General features: G+C 69.4%; 23 protein-coding genes. 16 read left to right on the top strand and 7 right to left on the bottom strand.

The window, feature by feature from the left end:
• Positions 1-62: 62 nt before the first annotated feature.
• The 3 genes from AC0685_RS42565 to AC0685_RS42555 all read right to left on the bottom strand — a co-directional run bounded on the left by AC0685_RS42565 (position 63) and on the right by AC0685_RS42555 (position 2,539).
• Entirely contained in the window at positions 63-506 is a 444-nt protein-coding gene (locus tag AC0685_RS42565; RefSeq protein WP_478230706.1) for an N-acetyltransferase family protein, read from the bottom strand.
• Positions 503-1,540 carry an MBL fold metallo-hydrolase gene (locus tag AC0685_RS42560; protein WP_478230705.1) on the bottom strand — a complete coding sequence of 346 codons (1,038 nt, stop codon included), beginning with the start codon at positions 1,538-1,540 and terminating at the stop codon, positions 503-505. The genes AC0685_RS42565 and AC0685_RS42560 overlap by 4 nt, the downstream gene beginning before the upstream one ends.
• Before the next feature lie 189 nt (positions 1,541-1,729).
• The gene (locus AC0685_RS42555) at positions 1,730-2,539 is read right to left on the bottom strand and encodes an LURP-one-related family protein (protein ID WP_478230704.1); all 810 of its coding nucleotides are present in this window, start codon (positions 2,537-2,539) and stop codon (positions 1,730-1,732) included.
• A 120-nt stretch (positions 2,540-2,659) separates the two neighbouring features.
• Here AC0685_RS42555 and AC0685_RS42550 point away from each other — a divergent pair, with 120 nt between their 5' ends.
• Genes AC0685_RS42550 through AC0685_RS42535 form a run of 4 tightly spaced genes read left to right on the top strand, consistent with a single transcriptional unit; the run spans position 2,660 to position 7,045 of the window.
• Positions 2,660-3,697 (top strand): methionine synthase, encoded by a 1,038-nt coding sequence (locus AC0685_RS42550; RefSeq protein ID WP_478230703.1) that lies wholly within the window; start codon positions 2,660-2,662, stop codon positions 3,695-3,697.
• 22 nt (positions 3,698-3,719) lie between these two features.
• Positions 3,720-4,412 carry a hypothetical protein gene (locus AC0685_RS42545; RefSeq protein WP_478230702.1) on the top strand — a complete coding sequence of 231 codons (693 nt, stop codon included), beginning with the start codon at positions 3,720-3,722 and terminating at the stop codon, positions 4,410-4,412.
• Between the two features lie 10 nt (positions 4,413-4,422).
• Positions 4,423-6,555, top strand: a complete 2,133-nt coding sequence (gene ligA, locus AC0685_RS42540) for an NAD-dependent DNA ligase LigA (RefSeq protein WP_478230701.1) — start codon at positions 4,423-4,425, stop codon at positions 6,553-6,555.
• A complete protein-coding gene (locus tag AC0685_RS42535) occupies positions 6,548-7,045 on the top strand; it encodes a GNAT family N-acetyltransferase (protein WP_478230700.1) in 498 nt (165 codons plus the stop codon). Before ligA ends, AC0685_RS42535 begins: the two co-directional genes overlap by 8 nt.
• 71 nt (positions 7,046-7,116) lie before the next feature.
• On the opposite strand, the gene AC0685_RS42530 is transcribed toward AC0685_RS42535, so the two are convergent.
• Positions 7,117-7,770 (bottom strand): ACT domain-containing protein, encoded by a 654-nt coding sequence (locus AC0685_RS42530; RefSeq protein WP_378443154.1) that lies wholly within the window; start codon positions 7,768-7,770, stop codon positions 7,117-7,119.
• 244 nt (positions 7,771-8,014) lie between these two features.
• On the opposite strand from AC0685_RS42530, the gene gatC reads away from it, so the two are divergent.
• The 5 genes from gatC (at position 8,015) to AC0685_RS42505 (ending at position 13,306) form a co-directional block, all read left to right on the top strand.
• Positions 8,015-8,314 (top strand): Asp-tRNA(Asn)/Glu-tRNA(Gln) amidotransferase subunit GatC, encoded by a 300-nt coding sequence (gene gatC, locus AC0685_RS42525; protein WP_005162012.1) that lies wholly within the window; start codon positions 8,015-8,017, stop codon positions 8,312-8,314.
• Positions 8,311-9,828, top strand: a complete 1,518-nt coding sequence (gene gatA, locus AC0685_RS42520) for an Asp-tRNA(Asn)/Glu-tRNA(Gln) amidotransferase subunit GatA (RefSeq protein WP_340683505.1) — start codon at positions 8,311-8,313, stop codon at positions 9,826-9,828. The genes gatC and gatA overlap by 4 nt, the downstream gene beginning before the upstream one ends.
• Entirely contained in the window at positions 9,825-11,330 is a 1,506-nt protein-coding gene (gene gatB / locus AC0685_RS42515; protein WP_240600545.1) for an Asp-tRNA(Asn)/Glu-tRNA(Gln) amidotransferase subunit GatB, read from the top strand. The genes gatA and gatB overlap by 4 nt, the downstream gene beginning before the upstream one ends.
• The gene (locus AC0685_RS42510; RefSeq protein WP_478230699.1) at positions 11,323-11,832 is read left to right on the top strand and encodes a hypothetical protein; all 510 of its coding nucleotides are present in this window, start codon (positions 11,323-11,325) and stop codon (positions 11,830-11,832) included. The genes gatB and AC0685_RS42510 overlap by 8 nt, the downstream gene beginning before the upstream one ends.
• A 73-nt stretch (positions 11,833-11,905) precedes the next feature.
• Positions 11,906-13,306: an alpha/beta hydrolase family protein gene (locus AC0685_RS42505; RefSeq protein ID WP_478230698.1), complete on the top strand. Its 1,401-nt coding sequence runs from the start codon at positions 11,906-11,908 to the stop codon at positions 13,304-13,306.
• A gap of 6 nt (positions 13,307-13,312) precedes the next feature.
• Here AC0685_RS42505 and AC0685_RS42500 read toward each other — a convergent pair whose 3' ends face one another.
• The gene (locus AC0685_RS42500) at positions 13,313-14,536 is read right to left on the bottom strand and encodes a PQQ-dependent sugar dehydrogenase (RefSeq protein WP_478230697.1); all 1,224 of its coding nucleotides are present in this window, start codon (positions 14,534-14,536) and stop codon (positions 13,313-13,315) included.
• Positions 14,537-14,705: 169 nt separating this feature from the next.
• On the opposite strand from AC0685_RS42500, the gene AC0685_RS42495 reads away from it, so the two are divergent.
• The 3 genes from AC0685_RS42495 (at position 14,706) to AC0685_RS42485 (ending at position 17,099) form a co-directional block, all read left to right on the top strand.
• Positions 14,706-15,611, top strand: a complete 906-nt coding sequence (locus AC0685_RS42495) for a 2-hydroxyacid dehydrogenase (RefSeq protein ID WP_478230696.1) — start codon at positions 14,706-14,708, stop codon at positions 15,609-15,611.
• A 32-nt stretch (positions 15,612-15,643) separates the two neighbouring features.
• Positions 15,644-16,468 carry a DUF72 domain-containing protein gene (locus AC0685_RS42490; RefSeq protein ID WP_478230713.1) on the top strand — a complete coding sequence of 275 codons (825 nt, stop codon included), beginning with the start codon at positions 15,644-15,646 and terminating at the stop codon, positions 16,466-16,468.
• An 88-nt stretch (positions 16,469-16,556) separates the two neighbouring features.
• Positions 16,557-17,099, top strand: coding sequence for a DoxX family protein (locus tag AC0685_RS42485; RefSeq protein WP_340688741.1), 543 nt, complete (start codon positions 16,557-16,559; stop codon positions 17,097-17,099).
• 98 nt (positions 17,100-17,197) lie between these two features.
• Here the strand turns inward: AC0685_RS42485 and ilvD are convergent, their stop codons facing one another.
• Positions 17,198-19,042, bottom strand: a complete 1,845-nt coding sequence (gene ilvD, locus AC0685_RS42480) for a dihydroxy-acid dehydratase (protein WP_478230695.1) — start codon at positions 19,040-19,042, stop codon at positions 17,198-17,200.
• Positions 19,043-19,104: 62 nt separating this feature from the next.
• Positions 19,105-19,563, bottom strand: coding sequence for a PH domain-containing protein (locus AC0685_RS42475; RefSeq protein WP_478230712.1), 459 nt, complete (start codon positions 19,561-19,563; stop codon positions 19,105-19,107).
• A 321-nt stretch (positions 19,564-19,884) separates the two neighbouring features.
• Here AC0685_RS42475 and AC0685_RS42470 point away from each other — a divergent pair, with 321 nt between their 5' ends.
• The 4 genes from AC0685_RS42470 (at position 19,885) to AC0685_RS42455 (ending at position 23,648) form a co-directional block, all read left to right on the top strand.
• Positions 19,885-21,759, top strand: a complete 1,875-nt coding sequence (locus AC0685_RS42470) for an acetolactate synthase large subunit (protein WP_478230694.1) — start codon at positions 19,885-19,887, stop codon at positions 21,757-21,759.
• The gene (gene ilvN / locus AC0685_RS42465) at positions 21,756-22,262 is read left to right on the top strand and encodes an acetolactate synthase small subunit (RefSeq protein WP_034315713.1); all 507 of its coding nucleotides are present in this window, start codon (positions 21,756-21,758) and stop codon (positions 22,260-22,262) included. The genes AC0685_RS42470 and ilvN overlap by 4 nt, the downstream gene beginning before the upstream one ends.
• A gap of 33 nt (positions 22,263-22,295) precedes the next feature.
• Positions 22,296-23,309 (top strand): ketol-acid reductoisomerase, encoded by a 1,014-nt coding sequence (gene ilvC, locus AC0685_RS42460; protein ID WP_016336537.1) that lies wholly within the window; start codon positions 22,296-22,298, stop codon positions 23,307-23,309.
• A gap of 75 nt (positions 23,310-23,384) precedes the next feature.
• Positions 23,385-23,648, top strand: a complete 264-nt coding sequence (locus tag AC0685_RS42455) for a DUF397 domain-containing protein (RefSeq protein WP_340683496.1) — start codon at positions 23,385-23,387, stop codon at positions 23,646-23,648.
• The last annotated feature ends 199 nt before the right edge of the window (positions 23,649-23,847 follow it).

The following is a 23,847-nucleotide window of genomic DNA, read 5'->3' as shown; positions in this document are numbered from 1 at the left end:
TCCTCTGAATGCGGTCCTTGCGCGTGCAACTACCGCATTCAGAGGACTAAATGCGGCAGAGGTCAGAACTTCAGCTTGAAGCCGGTGTGCGTGGCCTCGAAACCGAGGCGCTCGTAGAACCGGTGCGCGTCCTCGCGTTTCACGTCCGACGTCAGCTGCACGAGGGCGCAGCCCCGCCGCCGTGATTCGTCGATCGCCCACCGCATCAGCTCGCCGCCGAGGCCGGAGCCGCGATGGCTCGCCCGCACCCGGACGGCCTCGATCTGCCCGCGCAGCGCGCCTTTCCTCGCCAGTCCGGGAATGATCGACAGCTGGAGTGTGCCGACGGCCTCCCCGCCGTCGTCGGCGACGATCAGCAGGTGCGCCGGATCGGCGTCGATCTGCTCGAAGGCCACGAGGTACGGCGAGAGGTCGTCGGCAGAGTCACGGGTGCTGCCGATCTGGTCGTCGGCGAGCATCCCGACGATCGCCGCGACGTCTTCCCGGCGCGCTTCACGGATGATCATGAGGCGTAGTGTCGCACCCCGTCGTTCTCGGCCGCGGTGAGTTTCCCTTGGGCCACCAGCAGATCCAGATGCGAGCCGGTCTCGAGCACGGCGAGCATCTGGTTGAACGGGTCCATGTCGGGAAGCTTGCGCTGCTTGCGCGTCCAGCCAAGCCGCAGCGCGACCTCGTACGCGGTCGTGACGTCCGCGGTGATCTCGGCGCCCATGACCTCGAGCCGGTCCCGGTGGTGCTCCAGCAGTTCGTCGACGCGGGCGTGGACGCTGCCGGTGACCGGCCCGTGCGCGGGGAGCATGCGCCGGTCCGGCATCTCGCGGACCAGGCGCAGGGAGTCGAGATAGTCGTGCAGGGGCAGTTCGGTCGGCACTGGCTGGAAGCCGATGGACGGCGTGATGTGCGGCAGCACGTGGTCGCCGGAGAACACCAGCCCGGCCTCGTCGTCGACGAACACGACGTGCCCGTCCGTGTGGCCGGGCGTGTGCACGATGTCGAACTCCCGGCCGGGCACGACCGGGCGTTTGCCGGGGACGAGCCATTCGTCGGGCTGTTCCCACAGATGCGCTTCGGTGTGCCGGACACCGCCGAAGGCCTTGGCGAGTTCCTCGACGACCGGCCCCGCGCCGCACCGTTCGAGCAGGCCGACCTGCGCCTCCATCGGGAACCGGTCCGGGTCGCCGGAGCGGACCAGTGACGACTCCTCCCGCTTCCCGAGCCCGATCCTGCCGCCGAATTCGCGGCGCAGTTCCACGGCGAGGGTGTAGTGATCGCGATGCACGTGGGTGATCAGGAATTCGTCGATGTCGCCGAGATCGGCGCCGAGCGCCTTCAGCCCGCGCGAAAGCCGTTCGCGCGCCGACTCCAGCGCCCAGCCGGAATCCACGAGGACCAGGCGGGTTCCGTCGGTGACGACGTAGACATTGACCGCGCGCAACGCGTCGTGCGGCAGGGGCAGCGGGATGCGGTGGACCCCGGGCGAAACCGTGTAGACGCCTGGCTCGGCCCAGTCCCGTTCGCCGTTTTCGGGCAACGGCTCCATGGTGACCTCCGTCCCGGACGCACTCCAGCGTGCCGCCCCAGTCCCTCCACTTTGTGCCGCCGGAAGCCGAGTGTCCACTTGAGTGGGGTGAGACCCCGGTCACTTGCCCCACTCGCATTTCGTCCTCTGGATGCGGTCCTTGCGCGTGCAACTACCGCATCCAGAGGACGAAATGCGGAAGGCGCTGCGTCAGCCCTTGTCGTCCTGCTTCAGCGCGGTGTCGATGGTCAGCGCCGAGGCGACCACCATCGACGCCAGCGGATCCCGCAGCGGCCGGTGGATCTCGACGACGTAGTTGTCGGCGGTGGTGAACGCGGCCTTCACGAAACCGCCCCAGGTCTTGGTGATCCGCGCGATCTCGACGTCCGCGTGGTCCTTGATCGCGAAGTTCCACGCCCGCCAGTTCTCCGCGAAGATCCCGCCGACCTTCCGCCCGTCGACCACGAAACCCAGCCGGATCTTGCCGAAGACGTTCTCCTGCACGATCTCGCCGATCGGGGAGTCGTCGGCCTTCGTCACGAGGAACCGGGATTTGAACACTTTCGCCGGCCTCGTCACCTTCAGCACGGTGCTGTGGTTCGCGTCGCGGATCTCGAAGCGGTGGGTCAGGAACTGGTCGTAGTTCGTGAGCAGCCGGATGGCCTTCTTCACCGTGCTCTGCCCGACCTGGACGACGCCGCCGAGGCGGTTGCCGTGCTGGTCGAACACCCCGAACTCGTTGGCCATCTCGATGAGTTTCGCGCGCTGGTTGACCACCAGCACGGGTTCGGAGAACAGCGTCCCGCCGCCGGCGACACCACTGCCGCGGGTTTGGGTGCCCCTCGCCGCCTGCGCGCGGATCTTCTCCGGGTCGTGCGCGCCTTCGATGTCCAGCTCGATCATCTCGGCGTCGTGCGACGGCCGCGTGTTCGCGGTCCAGGCCTGCCCGTCCCACCACCGGTACAGCCGGGGGTTCTGCCGGTCGGGATACCAGCCGGCGGGCTGTGGGGAGCTCGTCATGGCAGGTCAGCGTAATGCGCCGGGCGCCGGATCGGGCTCGTCGACGGCAATTGCGTCGAATGTCCGTGTCCTCCCCCGCCCCGCCGCCCCGCCGGGTCGGACCAAGGGGAGAATCCGGGTGTGAACGAACGACCTTGGCCCCTTGGCGCGGCCACCGCGATCGGTTCCCTGCCCGGTACCGATCCGGTCGAGGCCGCTTCGATCGTGTTCGGCGAACTGCCCGATTTCCCCTGTATGCCCGAACTTCCCGCCCGCGGCGTCGGGGCCGACATGATCGGCCGGACGGCGGCGCTGCTGGTCGACCTCGCGGTCGAGGTGGTGCCGAGTGGTTATCGGGTCGCCGCTCGTCCCGGGCACGACCACCGCCGGGCCCTCGACCTGATGAACTGGGACCTCGACGCCGTCCAGGAGGCGCGGGAAAAGGCGGGCGCCGCGCCGCCCGCCTTCAAGATCCAGGTCGCCGGGCCGTGGACGCTCGCCGCGAACATCGAGCTTCCGCGCGGGCACCGGATCCTCACCGACAAGGGCGCGCTGCGCGATTTCGCCGCGTCGCTGCTCGACGGGCTGGCCGAGCACGTCGCGGAACTGAAGTCGCGGATCGGCGCGCCGGTGGTGATCCAGTTCGACGAACCGTCGCTGCCCGAGGTCCTCGCCGGTGATCTCCCGACGGCGTCCGGCTACGGCACGGTTCCCGCCGTGCCCGCGGCGGAGGCGCGCGAACTGCTGTCGACGGTGATCTCCGGGGCGGAGCGTGTCACCGGTCAGCCGGTCGCGGTGCACTGCTGCGCCGAAAAGCCGCCGATCTCGTTGCTGCGCGCGGCGGGGGCGCGGGCGGTCGCCTTCGATTTCACCTTGCTGAGGGGCGCTTCGCCCGCGCAGCTCGACGAGATCGGCGAGACGCTGGACTCCGGGACGACGCTGATGCTCGGACTCGTCCCGACGACCGACCCCGGTGTCCCGGTGGAGCTGCGCGACGTGGTCACCCCCGTGTTCAACCTCGTCGACCGGCTGGGTTTCCGCCGCGAGATCCTCGCCGAACGGGTCGTGCCGACCCCGGCGTGCGGTCTCGCGGGCGCCACCCCCGACTGGATGCGCCGCGCGCTCACGCTCAGCCGGGAGGCGGGCAAGGCTTTCACCGAACCGCCTGAAGGCTGGTGAGCGGCGCGGTAGCGTGCCCGTCATGCGTTTGTTCCGCCGTTCCCGCAAAACCGAGGACGTCCCCGACCCCCGCACCGCCTGGCCGGAGCAGCCGGTCCCCGAGGACGCGGCCGCCGCGGCGGCGAAGTTCTGGGAGGCATGGTTCGCGCTCCTGCCGGAGGTCAGCGCCGCCCTCGGCGATCGTGAACCGCATCGGGTGGAACACGACCTCTGCACCATCGTCGAGGCACTGCACCCCCGGCTGCACTTCTCCCTCGATCGTGGGCACCGGGCGATCTACTCGCTGGTGCTGACCGGCCAGGAGGATCCGGAACTGCGCCCGTACACCGACGCGTGGAAGGCCGCGGCGCCGCCGGAGGACGCCATCTGGGAGTACCACGATTCCGTGCCGCCGGTCCCCGATCCGAGTGAGGTCACCGTCAACCTCGGCGAGACGCGGATCGCGCTCGCCGACGTGCGGGTGACCGCGAAGGTGGACGAATCAGCCGGACGGGTGGACGTGACCGTGTTCCATCCGCTGATCGACGAGCTCGCGCCGGAGACCCGGACGACCATGACCTTCCTGCCGCTGGACGCCACGCTGGGTGAGCGGGTCGCGGCCGAACGGCTGGGCAGGGTCGAGCTGGTGACCGAGGCCCAGGACGGGCAGCTGACCCTGCTGGAACTGCGCGAGGTGGTCGGCAGGCTGTCCGGAAATGTCGGTACCCCCGACTAGAGTCACCCCCGTGAGCAGCGAACTTCCCGAAAACCCCGAGCCCGTGCAGGATGTCAAGGACGTCCCCGCCGACGTCCGTGAAAGGCATGCCGAACTGGCGGAGGAGATCCGCGGTCACCAGTTCCGGTACTACGTGCTGGATTCACCGATCGTGTCCGACGGCCGGTTCGACGAGCTGCTCAACGAACTCCAGGCCATCGAGGACGAGCATCCCGGGCTGGTGACGCCGGAGTCGCCGACGCAGAACGTCGGCGGCACGTTCTCCACCGAGTTCGTCGCGCACGACCACCTCGAGCGCATGCTCAGCCTGGACAACGTCTTCGACACCGAAAGTTTCGAGACGTGGGTCGAGCGGGTCCAGAAGGAGATCGGCGCGACGAAGTACCTCGCCGAGCTGAAGATCGACGGGCTCGCGATCAACCTGCTGTACGAGAACGGCCGCCTGACCCGCGCGCTGACCAGGGGCGACGGCCGCACCGGCGAGGACGTCACGCTCAACGTCCGCACGCTGGAGCAGGTGCCCGAGCGGCTGAGGAGCACGGACGAGTTCCCGGTGCCCGCGCTGGTCGAGGTCCGCGGTGAGGTGTTCTTCCGCGTCGAGGACTTCCTGGCGCTGAACGCGAAGATGGTCGAGGCGGGCAAGGATCCGTACGCGAACCCGCGCAACACCGCCGCCGGATCGTTGCGCCAGAAGGATCCCAAGATCACGAAGTCCCGCAACCTGCGGTTGATCTGCCACGGTCTCGGCAAACGTGAGGGCTTCGAACCGAAGCGCCAGTCCGAGGCGTACGACGCGCTCGCCGCGTGGGGCCTGCCGGTCTCGCCGCACAGCAAGGTGCTCGGTTCGGGCAAGGAACTGCTGGAGCACATCGAATACTGGGGCGAACACCGGCACGACGCCGAGCACGAGATCGACGGCGTCGTCATCAAGGTCGACGAGGTCGCGCTGCAGCGCCGTCTCGGCACGACCTCGCGGGCTCCGCGCTGGGCGATCGCCTACAAGTACCCGCCGGAAGAGGCGATCACCACCCTGCTGGACATCCAGGTCAACGTCGGCCGCACCGGGCGGGTCACCCCGTTCGCGGTGATGGAGCCGGTGAAGGTGGCCGGGTCCACGGTGGCGATGGCGACGCTGCACAACCAGGAAGAGGTCAAACGCAAGGGCGTGCTGATCGGGGACAAGGTCGTCATCCGCAAGGCGGGCGACGTCATCCCCGAGGTGCTCGGCCCGGTCGCCGACGCGCGCACCGGCGAGGAGCGCGAGTTCGTGATGCCGTTGCGCTGCCCCAACTGCGACACCGAACTGGCGTACCAGAAGGAGGGCGACATCGACATCCGTTGCCCGAATTCGCGGTCCTGCCCGGCGCAGTTGCGGGAGCGGCTGTTCCATCTGGGCGGCCGCGGCGCGTTCGACATCGAGGTGCTCGGCTACGAGGCCGCGGTCGCGCTGCTCGACGCCGGTGTGGTGCACGACGAGGGCGACATCTTCGATCTGGACGAGGAAAAGCTGCTCCAGGTGGAGCTGTTCCGCACCAAGGCGGGGGAGCTGTCGGCCAACGGGCGCAAGCTGCTGGACAACCTGGAGACGGTGAAGGACCGTCCACTGTGGAAGGTCATCGTCGGCCTGTCGATCCGGCACGTCGGCCCGACGGCGGCGCAGGCGCTCGCGCGGGAATTCGGTTCCCTGGAACGGATCGAGAACGCCTCGGAGGAGGAGCTCTCCAGTGTCGACGGCGTCGGCCCGACCATCGCGCGCGCGGCGAAGGAGTGGTTCGAGGTCGACTGGCACCGCGAGATCGTCGAGAAGTGGCGTGCGGCGGGCGTGCGGATGGAGGAGGAGCGCGACGAGTCCATCCCGCGCAACCTCGAAGGCCTGTCGATCGTCGTCACCGGTTCGCTGAACGACTACTCCCGAGACGAGGCCAAGGAATACATCATGGCCCGCGGCGGGAAGGCGGCCGGTTCGGTGTCGAAGAAGACGGCGTTCGTCGTCGTCGGTGACGCTCCGGGCACGAAGTACGACAAGGCCGTCCAGCTGAAGGTGCCGGTGCTCGACGAGAACGGTTTCCGCGTGCTGCTGGAGAGCGGCCCCGAGGTCGCGGCCGAACTGGCTCTGCCGACCGAGGAGGAAAGCGGTGAGTGATCTGGAGATCCGGCCCGCCCGGCCCGACGAGCTGACAGCGGTCGGGGAGCTCACGCTGGCCGCGTACTCCGCGGAGCGGACCCTCGTCGACGGCGTGGGCTACGCCACCGAACTGCTCGCCGCGGCCCGGCGGGCGGAGCTGGCCGAACTGCTGGTCGCGGTGGACGCGGACGGCACGCTCGTCGGCACGGTCACCATCGCCCGTCCGGGGACGCCCTTCGCCGAGCTGTCCCGCGAGGGCGAACTGGAGTTCCGCATGCTCGGCGTGCTGCCCTCGGCGACCGGACGCGGCATCGGCGAGGCCCTGACCAGGGCGGTCATCGCGCGGGCGCGGGAACTCGGCGCGGCGCGGGTGGTGCTGTGCAGCCTGGAGACGATGACGCGGGCGCACCGGCTCTACGAGCGGCTCGGTTTCGTGCGGCTGCCCGAGCGGGACTGGGAGCCGCATCCCGGGGTGACCCTGATCGCGTACCGCCTGGAGCTCACCTAACCCCCGCATTTAGTCCTCTGAATGCGGTACTTGCGCGTGCAACTACCGCATTCAGAGGACGAAACGCGGAGTCAGCTGTCCAGCACGACGGCGACGATGCCCGCGAAGTGCGCCAGCCGCGCCACCTCGGCGGCCCGGAAGTTCGGCCCGCCCGGCCGGGCGACCAGCAGCGCCTTCCCGGGCTTCCCCAGCGGCGTCGCCGCGAGTTCGGTCCCCAGTTCCTTCCACGTCTCCGGCACCCAGGCCTCCTCGGCGTCGAGGATGGTGGCGCGTTCCAGCGGCAGCCACGGCAGGTCGGTGATCGGCGTCTCGGGCGCGGCGTTGGACGACGCGAGCCGGATCGCGCCGGCCTCGGCGTGCTCGACGACCACGGCCCAGCCCGCCCGGATGATCCGCGGCACCCCTTCGGCGAGGATCTCCAGCCCCGAAGCGGGCTTCGCGGCGATCTCCTCGACCAGTTCGAGCTCGCGATGGGTGTCCAGGACCCCGGCGTACGGGCGGACGGCGTCGACCTCGACCCCGTCGACGCTTTCGGCGGCGGTGATGAGCGCGTCCGGCAGCCTGCCGGACGGGATTTCGACGACGAGGTCGTCGACGGCGACACCGCCGCCGCGTTCGACCACGTCCACGCTCAGGATGTCGGCGCCGACGGTGCCGAGCGCGGTGGCGACCGCGCCGAGGGTCCCCGGGGTGTCCGGTAATTGGACCCGGATCAGGAACGACACACGCGCCCCTCTCGCCTCAGGCGTCCCAGCCTCGCCGTGGAACGCGCTACGCCGGGCGCCGATTGTGACAGACCGGACGAGGTAATGGGGACCGACGTCCGGGGCGCGGGATAACGAACCAGGCACTCCTTACCCGACATGGGAGCGCAGGCCGCGGCATAACCCAGTCGAGTCCGCCGACGCCGCCACCATAGACTTGCAGCTTCCGACAGAACCCGCACAGCACACCCCGGGAGTCACCCGCGTGCCCAACATTTCCCGCGACGAGGTCGCACACCTCGCCAAGCTGGCCAGGCTTGCCGTCACCGAAGAGGAGCTGGACGTCTTCGCGGGCCAGCTCGACCAGATCCTGGACTCGGTGGCCAAGGTGAGCGAGGTCGCAGGCGAGGATGTCCCGCCCACGTCGCACGCCGTGCCGCTGACCAACGTGTTCCGTGAGGACACGGTCCGACCGGGGCTGACCCAGCAGCAGGCGCTGGCCGGTGCGCCTGCCAGCGAAGAGGGTCGTTTCCGGGTGCCGCGGATTCTGGGAGAAGAACAGTGACCGAACTCATCAAGCTGACCGCCGCCGAGCTGGCGGAGAAGATCCAGTCCCGAGAGGTCTCGGCCGTCGAGGTCACCCAGGCCCACCTGGACCGGATCGCCGAGGTCGACGACCACATCCACGCCTTCCTGCACGTCGACACCGAGGGCGCGCTCGAAGCCGCCCGCGCGGTGGACGCCGACGTCGCCGAGGGCAAGGCGCCGAAGTCGGCGCTCGCCGGTGTCCCGCTGGCGCTCAAGGACGTGCTGACCACCAAGGGCATCCCGACCACGGTCGGTTCGAAGACCCTGGAGAACTGGCTCCCGCCGTACGACGCCACCGTGACGCGCAAGCTGCGCGAGGCCGGTGTCGTGGTGCTCGGCAAGACCAACATGGACGAGTTCGCGATGGGCTCCTCCACGGAGAACTCCGCGTTCGGCCCGACGCACAACCCGTGGGACCACGCCCGTATCCCCGGCGGTTCCGGCGGTGGCTCCTCGGCCTCCATCGCGGCGTTCGAGGCCGCGATCGCGATCGGCACCGACACCGGTGGCTCGATCCGCCAGCCCGGCGCGGTCACCGGCACCGTCGGCGTGAAGCCGACCTACGGCGGTGTCTCCCGCTACGGTCTCGTCGCCTTCTCGTCGTCGCTCGACCAGGCCGGCCCCTGCGCGCGGACGGTGCTCGACGCCGCTCTGCTGCACGAGGTCATCGCCGGGTACGACCCGATGGACTCGACCTCGATCGACGCGCCGGTCCCGCCGGTGGTCGCCGCGGCCCGTCAGGGCCTGACCGGTGACCTCAAGGGCGTTCGCGTCGGCGTGGTCAAGGAATTCGCCGGCGACGGCTACCAGCCGGGCGTGTTGCGGTCCTTCGAGGCCGCCGTCGAGCAGCTGCGCGCGCTCGGTGCCGAGGTCGTCGAGGTCTCGTGCCCGAACTTCACCTACGCGCTGCCCGCGTACTACCTGATCGCGCCGAGCGAGTGCTCGTCGAACCTCGCCCGGTTCGACGCCATGCGCTACGGCCTGCGCGTGTCCGACGACGGCGAGCACAGCGCCGAAGAGGTCATGTCGCTGACCCGTGAGAAGGGCTTCGGCCCCGAGGTCAAGCGCCGCATCATGCTCGGCACGTACGCGCTGTCCTCGGGCTACTACGACGCCTACTACGGCTCGGCGCAGAAGGTCCGCACGCTCATCACGCGGGACTTCGAAGCCGCCTACGAAAAGGTGGACGTGCTGGTCTCGCCGACCACACCGACCACGGCGTTCAAGATCGGCGAGCGCGTCGACGACCCGATGGCGATGTACCTGGCGGACCTCTGCACCATTCCGTCGAACCTCGCCGGCAACGCCGCGATGAGTGTCCCGAGTGGACTGTCGCACGAGGACGGCCTGCCGGTCGGCCTCCAGATCATGGCCCCCGCGATGGCCGACGACCGGCTGTACCGCGTCGGCGCCGCCTACGAGGTCGCACGCGACGCCGCCAACGGTGGCTCGCTGGTGCACGAGGTTCCGGAGCTGGGAGGAAAGAAGTGACCGCCGTGGTTGAGTTGATGGACTACGCCGACGTCATCGAGCGGTTCGACCCGGTGCTGGGCCTCGAGGTGCACGTCGAGCTGAACACGAACACCAAGATGTTCTGCGGCTGCGCCAACGAGTTCGGCGGCGAGCCGAACACCAAGGTGTGCCCGACCTGTCTCGGCCTGCCCGGTTCGCTGCCGGTTGTGAACGGCAAGGCGGTCGAGGGTGCGATCCGCATCGGGCTGGCGCTCAACTGCGAGATCGCCGAATGGTGCCGGTTCGCCCGGAAGAACTACTTCTACCCGGACATGCCGAAGAACTTCCAGACCTCGCAGTACGACGAGCCGATCGCCTTCAACGGCTACCTCGACGTGACGCTGGACGACGGCGAGGTCGTGCGCGTGGAGATCGAGCGCGCGCACATGGAGGAGGACACCGGCAAGTCGCTGCACGTCGGCGGCGCCACCGGGCGGATCCACGGCGCCGAGCACTCGCTGCTCGACTACAACCGCGCCGGCGTGCCGCTGATCGAGATCGTCACCAAGACGATCGAGCACACCGGCGGCCGTGCCCCCGAGGTCGCCCGCGCGTACGTGAGCGCCCTGCGGGATCTGCTGCGCGCGCTGGACGTCTCCGACGTCCGCATGGACCAGGGTTCCCTGCGCTGCGACGCGAACGTCTCGCTGATGGCCAAGGACGCGACCGAGTTCGGCACGCGCACCGAGACCAAGAACGTCAACTCGCTGCGCAGCGTCGAGCGCGCCGTGCGCTACGAGATGACGCGCCAGGCGGCGATCCTCGCCGAGGGCGGGTCGATCAAGCAGGAGACGCGGCACTTCCAGGAGGCCGACGGCACCACGTCGCCGGGCCGCACCAAGGAGACCGCCGAGGACTACCGGTACTTCCCGGAGCCCGACCTGGTCCCGATCGCGCCGTCGCGCGAATGGGTCGAGGAGCTGCGCAAGACGCTGCCGGAGATGCCGTCGGAACGCCGCAAGCGCATCCAGCGCGAGTGGAACCTGACCGACGAGGCACTGCGCGACCTGCTCAACGTCGGCGCGGTCGACCTGGTCGCCGCCACCGTCGAGGCGGGCGCGACCCCGGACGAGGCCCGCAGCTGGTGGGTCAACACGCTGGCGCAGGAAGCCAACTCCCGCGAGATCGAACTGGCGGAGCTGGCGATCACCCCGGCGCAGCTGGCCGAGGTCATCGCGCTGGTGAACGCCGGTGAGCTGACCAACAAGCTGGCCAAGGAGGTCGTGCAGGGCGTGCTCGCCGGCGAGGGTTCGCCGTCCGAGGTCGTCGAGAAGCGCGGCCTGAAGGTCGTCTCCGACGACTCCGCGCTCATCGCGGCGGTCGACGAGGCGCTCGCCGCGCAGCCCGACGTCGCCGAGAAGATCCGCGGCGGCAAGGTGGCCGCGGCCGGGGCGATCGTCGGCGCGGTCATGAAGGCCACCAAGGGCCAGGCCGACGCCAAGCGCGTGCGCGAACTGATCGTCGAGCGAGTCGGTGCCTGATCTCGCTTTGAAGAAGGTCACCTGGCGTGAGTGGCTCGGCCTCGCGGCCGGGCTGCTCGCGCTGGTGGCCTTGTTCCTTCCGTGGACGACGCTGACCGCCTCGCGCCCGGAAATCGAGGACGCGCTGACGACGTTGCCCGCCGACGACGTCACGCGCGACGCGTGGCGCTCTGGCTTCCTCGCCTGGGCGCCGCTTTTCCTCCTGTTCTTGCCCGGCGTGGCCGTCGTGCTGTTCGGCCGAGTCGACGCCGTCCGCCGCGCGGGCCTGCCGCATCTGTGGCTGATGGCGGCCATCGGCGCGCTGCTGCTGATGGTGCTCGGCTGGACCACCCTCGACTGGCAGTTCGACGCCGATCAGCGCGGGATCTTCTCCGCCGCCGGCATCGAGATCGGGACCGGGCTCGGCCGCTACGTCGGCCTGCTCGCCGCTGTCGTCTCCGCGGTCGTCGCGTTCTTCGACGTCCGCCTCCTTCGCGCCGAGACCCGTACTCGCCGCCCCTGATCGATCTCTTCGTTCGTGCGGAGAGCCTCATACGGCGTTGACAGGTGACCATTTGGTCACCTAATTTTCCCGTATGACTCACACACGCAGGACGCTGATCACCGTGCTCGTCGCGCTCCTCTTCGGGGCACTGTTCACCGCCACGCCGGCGGCCGCCGAAGAGCGCTCGCGCGTCCATGAAGGGACGATCGACGGAGCGGACTACCTGGTCAAAGTGCCGAAACGCTGGAACGGCACGCTGGTGCTCTACAGCCACGGGCTCTATGTGGAGGAATGGGGGAAGCCGGAGCAGATCATGCTGGCCACCAGACCCGAGACCGAGTCTTGGCTGCTCGATCAGGGCTACGCGCTGGCCGCGTCGAACTACAAGGGCGTTTACGGGCACGCGATCGAGGAGGCCCTGACCGATCAGATCGCCTTGCTCGACTGGTTCGAGGCCAAGGTGGGGAAACCGCGGCGGACCATCACCAGCGGGATGTCCATGGGCGCCGTGATCTCCCTGAAGCTGGCCGAGAACAACCCGGGCCGGTTCGACGGCGTCCTGACGCAGTGCGGCGAGTACGACGCGAACGGCACGTGGAACAGCGCTCTGGACGTGCTTTTCGCGCTCAAGACCCTGCTGGCTCCGGACGCGGACATCGACCTCGTCCGGCCTCGCGACCCGCAGGGCGCGCAGGCGGCGCTCGAAGCCGTCGTGGCCGAAGCCCAAAAGACCGAGGCCGGCCGGGCCCGGATCGCGCTGGCCGGGGCAGTGGGCACCGTCCCGGGCTGGGCGCTCGCGCACGAACCGGAGCCGACGGACCCCGCCGACCGTCTCGCGCAGCAGGCGTTGTGGGTCACCGGGGTCTACGTGTACGGCTACGGACCGTCCGCACGTCCCGAAATCGAGCACCGGGCAGGCGGGAACCCGTCCTCGAACGCCGGGATCGACTATCGGCGTCAGCTCGCCCGTTCCAGTGGGCTCGACCTGGTCCGCCACGCCTACCGCGCCGGAGGCGTGGATCTGGAAGCCGATCTCGACCGGCTCGCCGTGGCCCCGCGGATCTCGGCGGATCCGAAGGCGCAGGCCTACATGCACCGCTACATGGTGGCGCGCGGCACCACGCCGTCACCCGTGCTGACCGCGCACACCACCGGAGACGGCGGCGCCATCACGGGGCAGGCCCGGTGGTACGGCGACCAGGTACGGCGCAACGGCGATCCCGGTCTGCTGCGGCAGACCTACGTCAGCCGGGGCGGTCACTGCTCGTTCAACGCGGCCGAGGAGATCGTCCTGCTGCGCACCCTGCTGTCCCGAGTGGACTCCGGCCACTGGCGGTCCACCGATCCGCGCCGGCTCACCGCCGCCGCGACCGCGCTCGGCCCCGCGTATCGGCTCGTGCGGGAGCTGTTCGACCCGCAGGGCAAGGAGAAGGAGATGGCGCCGTTGTTCACCCGGTTCACGCCGCCTGCCCATCCGAGGCCGTCCAGGTGAGGCCGCTCAGTCCTTGCCGCCCCCGCCGGAGCTGGCCGACGGCGTGATGATGACGACGCGGTCGTCGCTCGAAACCGGGGTGCCGCCGTCCTTGTTGACCGTCCCGGCGAGCGCGATCTGCGGGTTGACCATGCTCATCGCGGACAACCTGCCGAAGGTCTTCGGCGGCTTGCCGACCTTGCCGTCCATGAAGACGTTGGGCTTGCCGGTCACCGCTCCGTCCGGGGTGACCGGCAGGTTCTGCAGGTTGCCCGCGATCGACGTGGTGATCGAGAGATAGCCGGTGGCGCCGACGAAATCGGCGCAGCCCGCCACCCCGGGCCTGTCGGTCCAGCTCCAGGCCGGGGTGGTCAGCGGCTGGCCACCACGAAGCCGGTACAGGACGTCCTTGTCGGCCAGCCTGTCGGTCAGCCACACGCGGGAACCGGTCTGGTCGCGGCAGATCCCGCCGGGGGAGTGCACGCCGGTCGAGAAGACCGCCGAACCCGGTGTGGGGTTCCCCGCGGCCGGTTTGCCGGACGTGTCGATGCGCAGCACCTTCCCGGCGAGTGACGCGGGATCCGCGGCGAGTCCGGGATTGCCCGCGTCGCCGGTGGCGACCAGGAGCGCGCCCTTGGCGTCGGTGCTGATCGCGCCGCGGTTGCCGGTGGAGCCCTTGGGGATGCCGGTCAGCACCGGTTTCGGCGCCTGGCCCTTCGCCAGCCGGACGACCCGGTTGTCGTTCGGGGTGGTGATGTAGGCGAAGACGAGCTGGTCTTCGGCGAAGCCCGGGGAGAGGGCGAGCGAGGTGAGGCCGCCGTCGCCGGAGCCGTCCACGGGGACGGTCGCCCAGTCGGCCGGGTCCTTCTCCGCGGCGGCGAGCAGGATCCGGCCGCTCTTGCGTTCGCCCGCGAGCGCGCTGGGCGCGGTACCGTCACCGGGGATCGCGGCGACGGCGGCGACGGTGTCCAGGCAGGTCGCGATGACAGCCTTGTCGAAGTCCTTGCACCCCTGCGGCGGCGGGACCGGCGTCGGCGTCTGGTTCCGCCCGCCGCCGCGCCCGGGACCGGAGTCGCCCGCTTCACCGCCGGGCCCGACGTGCGGCGGGACCTCGGGGGACGGCGGGTTGACCGGGGTGAACTTCTGCCCGGCGGCGGTGTTGTCGAATTCGGCACACCCGGAGAGCATCAGCGCGCCGCAGGCCAGCATGGCCAGCGGCGCGGTCCATTTCCGCCGGTACCGGGTACGCACGGGGCAAGCCTAGGTGGGCGTACGTGAGCCACGGGTAAGAGGTACTGGCGGAGCTGAGATGTCCTCGAAAAAGTGGCATAAGCGTGAAACCCGCCATGGCCGAAGGCCCCGCTATCGCGGACGCGGGTTCACCGGCGGAGACACGGAGGTACTGGATACCGTGGTGATCATGACTGTGACCGTTCTCGTGCCCGACGAAGAGGGAGTGGCCGCGCTTTCGGAGATCGACGGCGTGCGTCCCGTGATGTACCGCCACGGCGAGCCGGTGCCTCCCGAAGCCGCCGAGGCCGAGGTCCTCGTGACCGGTGACCGGCCCAGCGACGAGCTCTGGCGCGCACTGCCGAACGTCAAACTCGTGCAGCTGCTGGTGGCGGGTGCCGAGGACTGGGTCGGCAAAGTGCCGGACGGTGTCCTGCTCTCGACCTGCCGCGGCGCGCACGGCGGAAGCTCGGCCGAGTGGGTCGTCGCGGTACTGCTGGCGATCTACCGCGGTCTCGACGGCTTCGCCGAAGGCCTGCGGCGGAAGCACTGGGAACGCCGGACCACCGACACCCTGCAGGGCAAGCGGGTCCTCATCATCGGCGCGGGCGACCTCGGCAGGCATCTGCGCCGTCGGCTGGAGACGTTCGACGTGCGCTGCACGATGGTGGGCGCGAACGCTCGCGAAGGTGTCCACGGCACCGACGAACTCCCCGCCCTGCTGCCCCACTACGACGTCACGGTGCTCATGGTGCCGCTCACGCAGCACACGCGCGGCATGGTCGACGCGGAGTTCCTGGCCGCGATGCCGGACGACGCGATCCTCGTGAACGTCTCGCGGGGCGCGGTCGTGGTCACCGACGCGCTCGTCGCGGAACTCGCGTCGGGACGGCTGCGCGCCGCGCTCGACGTGACCGATCCGGAGCCGCTGCCCGCCGGGCACCTGCTGTGGGACTGTCCGGGACTGCTGCTGACACCGCACGTCGCGGGCTCCGTGAGCGGGAGGCGGCAGCGCGCCTACGCGGTGGTGGTCCGGGAATTGAGCCACTATCTGGGCGGAGAGTTGCCGAAGAACCTGGTCCACGGCGAATACTGAGCAGCGTGGCGAATCTTCATGTCGGCTGTGCGATGTGGACGCACAAGGCGTGGGCCGGGCGGTTCGTCCCGCGGTCGCTGACCGCCGGGGAGCGCCTGCGGGCGTACGCCGGCTGGTGCAACGCGGTCGAGGGCAACACCACCTTCTACGCGACCCCCGCCAGGGACACCGTCGCGGCGTGGGCGCGGCAGACCGGCCCCGGCTTCCGGTTCGTGGTCAAGCTGCCCAAGGTCGTCACGCACGAGCGACGGCTCGCCGGTGTCGAGACCGAGATGCGGGCGTTCCTGGACGCGATCGAACCCCTCGGCGACCGGGCGGTCCTGTGGACTCAGCTGCCCGGCTCGTTCGGCCCGCCGGACGCCGACGCCCTCGGCCGCTTCCTCCGCCGTCTCCCCGCCGGGCTCCGGCGCGCCGTGGAGGTGCGTCACCCGGCGTTCTACACCGATCCCGGCGCGACGTCGCTGCTGGAGGGGACCCTCGCCGACGCGGACGCCGAGTGGGTGCCGTTCGACACCACGGTCTTCTTCGGGAGCCCGCCGGTCAGCGAGGCCGAGCAGGACGCCTGGGCCAAGAAACCCCGGCTGCCGCGGCGGACGCGGGCACTGACCGATCGGCCGATCGTCCGTTATCTGGGCCGGGATTCGGCCGAGGAGACCGCGCGGGGATGGGAGCCGTGGACCGAGGTGGTCGCCGGGTGGCTGCGTGACGGCCGGTCGCCGACGGTCTTCGTGCACACGCCCGACAACGACGACGCCCCGGCGCTCGCCCGCCGGTTCCACGACGACGTGCGCGCCCTGGTGCCCGGCCTCGACCCGCTGCCCGAGCCCGAACCGGTCGAGCCGGCGACCCTGTTCTGAGCCGCTCGGCCACCGGTCCGGCGGTTCGGTCGCCTGACGGGCCGGTTTCGCCTACCCTTCGCGCGTGAGCGATGACTACCAGACCAGCATGATCTCGGACGTGGCCGAGCCCGACAACGGCCCGGCCCCGGTGGAGACCAGGGGCGGGATCGACCTCGGTCTGCTCGTCCTGCGAGTGGTGCTCGGCGTGACCATGGGCGCGCACGGGCTCCAGCACCTCTTCGGCGCCTTCGGCGGGCCCGGGGTCGGCGGATTCGCCAAGGTGCTCGGCGGCTTCGGTTACACCAGCCAGACCACGCTGCTTTCGTGGATCACCGGGATCAGCGAGGTGGTCGGCGGCGCGCTCGTGCTGGTGGGCCTGTTCACCCCGATCGGTGCCGCGGCGCTCCTCGGGGTCTGCGCGAACATCGTCTACGTCAAGTTCGGCGGCGGGTTCTTCCAGCAGCAGGGGCAGGGTTTCGAGTTCGAACTCCTGCTGGGCGCGGCCTCGCTGACCGTGCTGCTCGCGGGCTCCGGGCGGATCGCGCTGGACGTCAACACCCCGTGGCGGAAGCGGCCGCTTTCGTTCGGGCTGATCGGGCTGCTGCTGGCGGCGGCCGCTTCGGTCGTGGTGCTCGTCCTCTGCCGCTGACCGCCCGCATTCAGAGGACTAAATGCGCTCGTCCCGCCCCACGGGGAGTGAGCGAAGGGCGCATTTAGTCCTCTAAATGCATGCTTGTGGCAGGCGTGCTACTTGCTCGGGTCCCGGACGGCGCCGGTGTCGGCCGAAGTCGCCATCCGCGCGTAGGCCCGCAGCGCGGCGGTGACCTTCCGGTCCCGCGAGACCGGCTGCCACGGCCGCTCGCTCGCCTCCATCTTCGCGCGCCGCTCGGCGAGGACGTCCTCGTCGACGAGCAGTTCGAGACGGCGCTCGTGGACGTCGAGCAGGATCCGGTCGCCGTTCTGGACCAAGCCGATCGTCCCGCCCGCGGCGGCCTCGGGCGAGATGTGCCCGACCGAGATACCCGACGAGCCGCCGGAGAACCGGCCGTCGGTGATCAGCGCGCACTTCTTGCCCAGTCCCGATCCCTTGAGGAACGCCGTCGGGTGCAGCATCTCCTGCATGCCGGGGCCGCCCGCCGGGCCTTCGTAGCGGATCACCAGCACCTCACCGGGCTGGATCTCCTTCTTGAGGATGGCGGAAACCGCCTCCTCCTGGCTTTCCAGCACCCGGGCCGGTCCCTCGAAGTGCCACAGTTCCTCGTCGATGCCCGCGGACTTGATGACGGCGCCGTTCTCGGCGAGGTTGCCGCGCAGGATCGCGAGCCCGCCGTCCTTGGTGTACGCGTGCTCGACGTCGTGGATGCAGCCGTTCGCGGCATCGGTGTCCAAAGAGGACCACCGATTCTCGGTGGAGAACGCCTCCGTGGTGCGGACCCCGCCCGGCGCCGCGTGGAACAGCTCGATCGCCCGCTCCGACGGTTCCTTCGCGCGGATGTCCCAAGTGGACAGCCACGACTCGAGATCCGGCGAGTGCACGGAGTGGACGTCGGTGTTCAGCAGCCCGCCGCGGTGCAGTTCGCCCAGGATGGCGGGGATGCCGCCGGCGCGGTGGACATCCTCCATGTGGTAGTCCGAGTTCGGCGCGACCTTCGACAGGCACGGCACGCGGCGGCCGATGGCGTCGATGTCGTCGATGGTGAAGTCGACCTCGCCCTCCTGCGCGGCGGCGAGGATGTGCAGCACCGTGTTGGTCGAACCGCCCATCGCCATGTCGAGGGCCATCGCGTTCTCGAACGCCTTCTTCGACGCGATCGAGCGCGGGAGCGCGGACTCGTCGTCCTGCTCATACCAGCGCTTGCACAGCTCGACGACCGTGCGCCCGGCGTCCTCGAAAAGCGCCTTGCGGGCGGCGTGCGTGGCGAGGGTGGAACCGTTGCCCGGCAGGGAGAGCCCGAGCGCCTCGGTGAGACAGTTCATCGAGTTCGCGGTGAACATACCCGAGCACGAACCACAGGTCGGGCAGGCGGAACGCTCCACAATGGACAGCCCGTCCTCGTCGACCTCGCTGCTGGCCGACGCGGCGATCGCGGTGATCAGGTCGGTCGGCGCCTGCGCGACGCCGCCGACGACCACGGCCTTCCCGGCCTCCATCGGACCGCCGGAGACGAACACCGCCGGGATGTTCAGCCGCATGGCGGCGTTCAGCATGCCCGGGGTGATCTTGTCGCAGTTGGAGATGCAGACGAGCGCGTCGGCCTGGTGCGCGTTCACCATGTACTCGCACGCGTCGGCGATGATCTCGCGCGAGGGCAGCGAGTAGAGCATTCCGCTGTGCCCCATGGCGATCCCGTCGTCGACGGCGATCGTGTGGAACTCGCGGGCGACCCCGCCCGCCTCCTTCACCGCGCCGGCCACGATCTCGCCGAGGTCCTTGAGGTGCACGTGCCCCGGCACGAACTGGGTGTAGGAGTTCGCGATGGCGACGATCGGCTTGCCGAAGTCGCTGTCGGTCATTCCGGTGGCGCGCCAGAGCGAGCGGGCGCCCGCCGCGTTGCGGCCGTGGGTGGTGGTCCGGGAACGGAGTTGAGGCACGGCTGACTCCAAGGTTCGGGATGGGACCAGGGCGAACGAGCGCCAAACTGGTCCTACCAATCCTACTCCCCGGAATCGTCGTTCTTTTCCGGAGCCTTGGCCACGTCGTCGGTCAGCCCCGAGGGATCGGCCATGCGGCCCGCGCTGACCAGCGAAATCACCGGCAGGTGACGGGTGCGTACGGCGGGAAGGGGGATCTTGGTCTCGTCCTTCAGCACTGCCTGCACCTTCGCCTTGTCTGTGATGGCGAGGCCCTTGAGCGAGGTCCACGGCAGGTCCCGCCGCCCGAACATCGTGCGGACCTCCAGCCCCTTGACCGTCGCCGTCGTGCGGGTCCGGATGACGAACACCGCCAGCGCGATCGGGAAGAGGTAGAGCCACTGGAGATACGGCACGTCGCCGAACGCGACAGGCGTCACACAAACGACGAGGAAAGCGATCGCCAGCAACGCCGTGTTCGGGATTTTGAAGACGGCCTTGCGGTCCTCGTTCGCCTGTTCCTGCTGCTTTTCTTCTGCCACGTCAAAGATGGTGCACCGCCGCCTCGAAGGCCCCGAACGCGGGTCGCGCGACACACCGGAGGTGTCCAGCATGCGGAATCGCCGTCCCGCAGAGTTGACACTCTTGACGGCGACCGGCTAGCTTCACTCTCGTGACAACGCAGACCGGCCTCGTACTTCCCAAGCGCGTCGACGCTTAGGGAAGTCTCCGCTGCGTCGACGCGCGACCCTCGTGCGACCACTCCGGTCGGCGGGGGTTTTTTGTTGCCTGGAACAATTTCACTTGCCCGACCAGCCAATGAATACCCGAACGAGTGACTAGACAAGACGAGGCAAACAGCGATGACTAGTGCCACCTCGCGAGCTGAAGCGAACTCCGGTACCACCGGTGCCCGACCCAAGCCGGCGCCGCCCGCCGGGACCCCGGTGCGGGTCACGGGCGCGCAGTCGCTCGTCCGCTCGCTCGAGTCGGTGGGCGCGGAGGTCGTGTTCGGTATTCCGGGCGGCACCATTCTCCCGGCGTACGACCCGCTGCTCGACTCGACGAAGGTCCGCCACGTCCTGGTCCGCCACGAACAGGGTGCGGGCCACGCCGCCACCGGGTACGCGCAGGCCACCGGCAAGGTCGGGGTGTGCATGGCCACCTCGGGTCCCGGCGCGACCAACCTGGTCACCCCACTGGCCGACGCGAACATGGACTCGGTCCCGGTCGTCGCCATCACCGGCCAGCAGTCCCGCGCGCTGATCGGCACGGACGCCTTCCAGGAAGCCGACATCTGCGGCATCACGATGCCGATCACCAAGCACAACTTCCTGGTCACCGACCCGGCCGACATCCCGCGCACCATCGCCGAGGCCTTCCACCTCGCCTCGACCGGCCGGCCCGGCCCGGTCCTCGTGGACATCCCCAAGGACGTCCTGCAGGAGATGACCTCCTTCTCCTGGCCGACGGAGCTGCGGCTGCCGGGCTACCGGCCCACGCTGCGCCCGCACGGCAAGCAGGTCCGCGAGGCCGCCCGGCTGATCAGCAAGTCGCGTCGCCCGGTCCTCTACGTCGGCGGTGGCGTGATCAAGGCCGATGCCTCGCGCCAGCTGATGGAACTGGCCGAGCTGACCGGGATCCCGGTCGTCACCACGCTGATGGCCCGCGGCGCCTTCCCCGACTCGCACCCGCAGCACCTCGGTATGCCGGGCATGCACGGTTCGGTCGCCGCGGTCGCCGCGATGCAGCGGGCGGATCTGCTGATCGCCCTCGGCGCCCGCTTCGACGACCGCGTCACCGGGCAGCTGTCCTCGTTCGCACCGGACGCCGCCATCGTCCACGCCGACATCGACCCGGCCGAGATCTCCAAGAACCGCAAGGCGGACGTGCCGATCGTGGGCGACTGCGCGGAGATCATCACCGAGCTGATCGAGGCCGTCCGCGCCGAGACCGACAAGTCCGCGAAGCCGGATCTGAAGGACTGGTGGACGCAGGCGAGCGCCTGGCGTGACGACTACCCGGCCGGTTACGAGTGGCCCGAAGACGGGACGCTTTCCCCGCAGTACGTCATCGAGCGCATCGGTTCCCTCGTCGGCCCGGACGCGGTCTACACCGCGGGCGTCGGCCAGCACCAGATGTGGGCCGCGCAGTTCGTGAAGTACGAGAACCCGCGCACCTGGATCAACTCCGGCGGTCTCGGCACGATGGGCTTCGCCGTCCCCGCCGCGATGGGCGCCAAGTTCGGCGTGCCGGACAAGCAGGTCTGGGCCATCGACGGCGACGGCTGTTTCCAGATGACGAACCAGGAACTGGCCACCTGCGCCATCGAAGGCGCGCCGATCAAGGTCGCCGTCATCAACAACGGCAACCTCGGCATGGTCCGCCAGTGGCAGAACCTCTTCTACTCCGAGCGGTACTCCAACACCGATCTCGGTACGCACAAGCACCGCATCCCCGACTTCACCCTGCTCGCGGAGGCGCTCGGCTGCGCCGGGCTCCGCTGCGAGACCAAGGAGGACGTCGACGCCACCATCCGGCGTGCCATGGAGATCAACGACCGCCCCGTCGTGATCGATTTCGTGGTGGGGAAGGATGCCCAGGTGTGGCCCATGGTGGCCGCGGGCACCGGTAACGACGAAATCATGGCCGTGCGCGGGATCCGCCCGCTCTTCGACGACGACGAGGTCGCCGCCGAGGCGGAGCTGAACGCCGCCACAGAAGGAGACGCCCGATGAGCGTGCACACCCTGAGCGTTCTGGTCGAGAACAAGCCCGGTGTCCTCGCGCGGGTTTCCGGACTGTTCTCCCGGCGTGGTTTCAACATCGAATCCCTCGCCGTCGGGCCCACGGAGAATCCCGAGGTGTCCCGGATGACGATCGTGGTCGCCGTCGAAGAGCTACCGCTCGAACAGGTGACCAAACAGCTCAACAAGCTGGTCAACGTCATCAAGATCGTGGAATTGGAAAAGTCCACAGCCGTGCAGCGTGAACTGCTGCTCGTCAAGGTCCGGGCCGACAACACCGTGCGCAGCCAGGTCCTCGAGACAGTGCAGTTGTTCCGCGCGAAAGTGGTGGACGTGTCGCCCGAGGCGCTCACCGTCGAAGCCACCGGCACCTCGGACAAGATCGGTGCCCTGCTGCGGATGCTGGAGCCCTATGGCATCCGCGAACTGGTCCAGTCCGGAATGGTCGCGGTCGGCCGGGGCGCCCGGTCCATCACCGCCACCTCCGCTCGATAACTTTGTAAGTCAGGAAAGGAAGTAGTACCCCTCATGGCAGTGGAAATCTTTTACGACGACGACGCGGACCTTTCGATCATCCAGGGTCGCAAGGTCGCCGTGATCGGCTACGGCAGCCAGGGTCACGCGCACTCGCTGAGCCTGCGCGACTCCGGCGTCGATGTCCGCATCGGTCTGCCCGAGGGCTCGAAGTCGCGGGCCAAGGCCGAGGAGCAGGGGCTCCGCGTGCTCACCCCGGCCGAGGCCAGCGCCGAAGCCGACCTGATCATGATCCTCGCGCCGGACACCAAGCAGCGCTTCATCTACGAGCAGGACATCGCGCCGAACCTCAAGGACGGCGACGCGCTGTTCTTCGGCCACGGCTTCAACATCCGCTACGACCTGATCAAGCCGCCGTCGAACGTGGACGTCGCGATGGTCGCGCCGAAGGGCCCTGGCCACCTGGTCCGCCGCCAGTTCGTCGACGGCAAGGGCGTCCCGGCGCTCATCGCGGTCGAGCAGGACGCCTCCGGCAACGCGCAGGCGCTCGCGCTCTCCTACGCGGCCGCCATCGGTGGCGCCCGCGCCGGTGTCATCAAGACGACCTTCACCGAGGAGACCGAGACCGACCTCTTCGGCGAGCAGGCCGTGCTCTGCGGTGGCGCCTCCGCGCTGGTGCAGACCGGTTTCGAGGTGCTCACCGAGGCCGGCTACGCCCCGGAGATCGCCTACTTCGAGGTGCTGCACGAGCTGAAGCTGATCGTCGACCTCATGTACGAGGGCGGCATCGCGCGTCAGCGCTACTCGATCTCCGACACCGCCGAGTACGGCGACCTGACCCGCGGCCCGCGCGTCATCTCGCCGGCGGTCAAGGAAGAGATGAAGAAGATCCTCGGCGAGATCCAGGACGGCACCTTCGCCCGCGAGTGGGTCGCCGAGGACGAGGCCGGGCGCCCGAACTTCACCAAGCTCGAGGAGCAGGGCAACCAGCACCCGATCGAGGAGACCGGCAAGAAGCTGCGCGACCTGATGTCGTGGGTGGACCGGCCGATCACCGAGACCGCCTAGTTGTCACCACGAAGGGGCCCTTCATCACGAAGGGCCCCTTCGTTTTGCGTATCGGAAAGCGATAGCGTGGGCACCATGAGTGAGCAGCCGGTGGACGACAAGGCCCATATCCGGCCAGACCTGGACTTGAGTGACGCGGTGTGGATCCGAGCGGAACCGGAGGGCGCGAATCTCGAGGATGCCGTCGAGTACGCGCTGGTGCCCCACACTGACGGCGTCACCTACACGGCGATGCGCCGGGCCGTCGAACCGGACGGCCACCTGCTCGTGTTCACGCCGACGGAATGGGACGCGTTCCTGAAAGGCGTCCGGGACGGCGAATTCGACCTGCCCGCCTGAGTGAGGGGTAAGGCAAAGGTGGCCTTCACGGACTTCTGGCAGGAAGTGCCGGTACCGGGTGGTCGTGGGGGGGGGTTTTGGGTTTTCCCCCCAAACCCCCCCCCCCCCCCCCCCTGCCCCCCCCCCCCCCCTTCCCCCCCCCCCCCCCCTTTGGCCCCCCCCCCTGGGATTGCCAACCCCACCCTCCCACCCCACACCC

The organism is Amycolatopsis sp. NPDC043889 (assembly GCF_056435645.1).
The sequence above is the reverse complement of the archived record's forward strand: the minus strand, read 5'-3'. Positions and strand labels throughout refer to the sequence as shown.

Excerpts from the sequence above, each read along its gene's own strand:
- AC0685_RS42470 (WP_478230694.1), top strand. The coding sequence starts at position 19,885 with ATGACTAGTGCCACCTCGCGAGCTGAAGCGAACTCCGGTACCACCGGT.
- AC0685_RS42560 (WP_478230705.1), bottom strand. The coding sequence starts at position 1,540 with ATGGAGCCGTTGCCCGAAAACGGCGAACGGGACTGGGCCGAGCCAGGC.
- AC0685_RS42505 (WP_478230698.1), top strand. The coding sequence starts at position 11,906 with ATGACTCACACACGCAGGACGCTGATCACCGTGCTCGTCGCGCTCCTC.
- AC0685_RS42455 (WP_340683496.1), top strand. The coding sequence starts at position 23,385 with ATGAGTGAGCAGCCGGTGGACGACAAGGCCCATATCCGGCCAGACCTG.
- ilvC (WP_016336537.1), top strand. The coding sequence starts at position 22,296 with ATGGCAGTGGAAATCTTTTACGACGACGACGCGGACCTTTCGATCATC.
- AC0685_RS42545 (WP_478230702.1), top strand. The coding sequence starts at position 3,720 with ATGCGTTTGTTCCGCCGTTCCCGCAAAACCGAGGACGTCCCCGACCCC.
- AC0685_RS42495 (WP_478230696.1), top strand. The coding sequence starts at position 14,706 with ATGACTGTGACCGTTCTCGTGCCCGACGAAGAGGGAGTGGCCGCGCTT.
- AC0685_RS42490 (WP_478230713.1), top strand. The coding sequence starts at position 15,644 with ATGTGGACGCACAAGGCGTGGGCCGGGCGGTTCGTCCCGCGGTCGCTG.
- AC0685_RS42555 (WP_478230704.1), bottom strand. The coding sequence starts at position 2,539 with ATGACGAGCTCCCCACAGCCCGCCGGCTGGTATCCCGACCGGCAGAAC.
- ilvN (WP_034315713.1), top strand. The coding sequence starts at position 21,756 with ATGAGCGTGCACACCCTGAGCGTTCTGGTCGAGAACAAGCCCGGTGTC.
- AC0685_RS42485 (WP_340688741.1), top strand. The coding sequence starts at position 16,557 with ATGATCTCGGACGTGGCCGAGCCCGACAACGGCCCGGCCCCGGTGGAG.
- AC0685_RS42565 (WP_478230706.1), bottom strand. The coding sequence starts at position 506 with ATGATCATCCGTGAAGCGCGCCGGGAAGACGTCGCGGCGATCGTCGGG.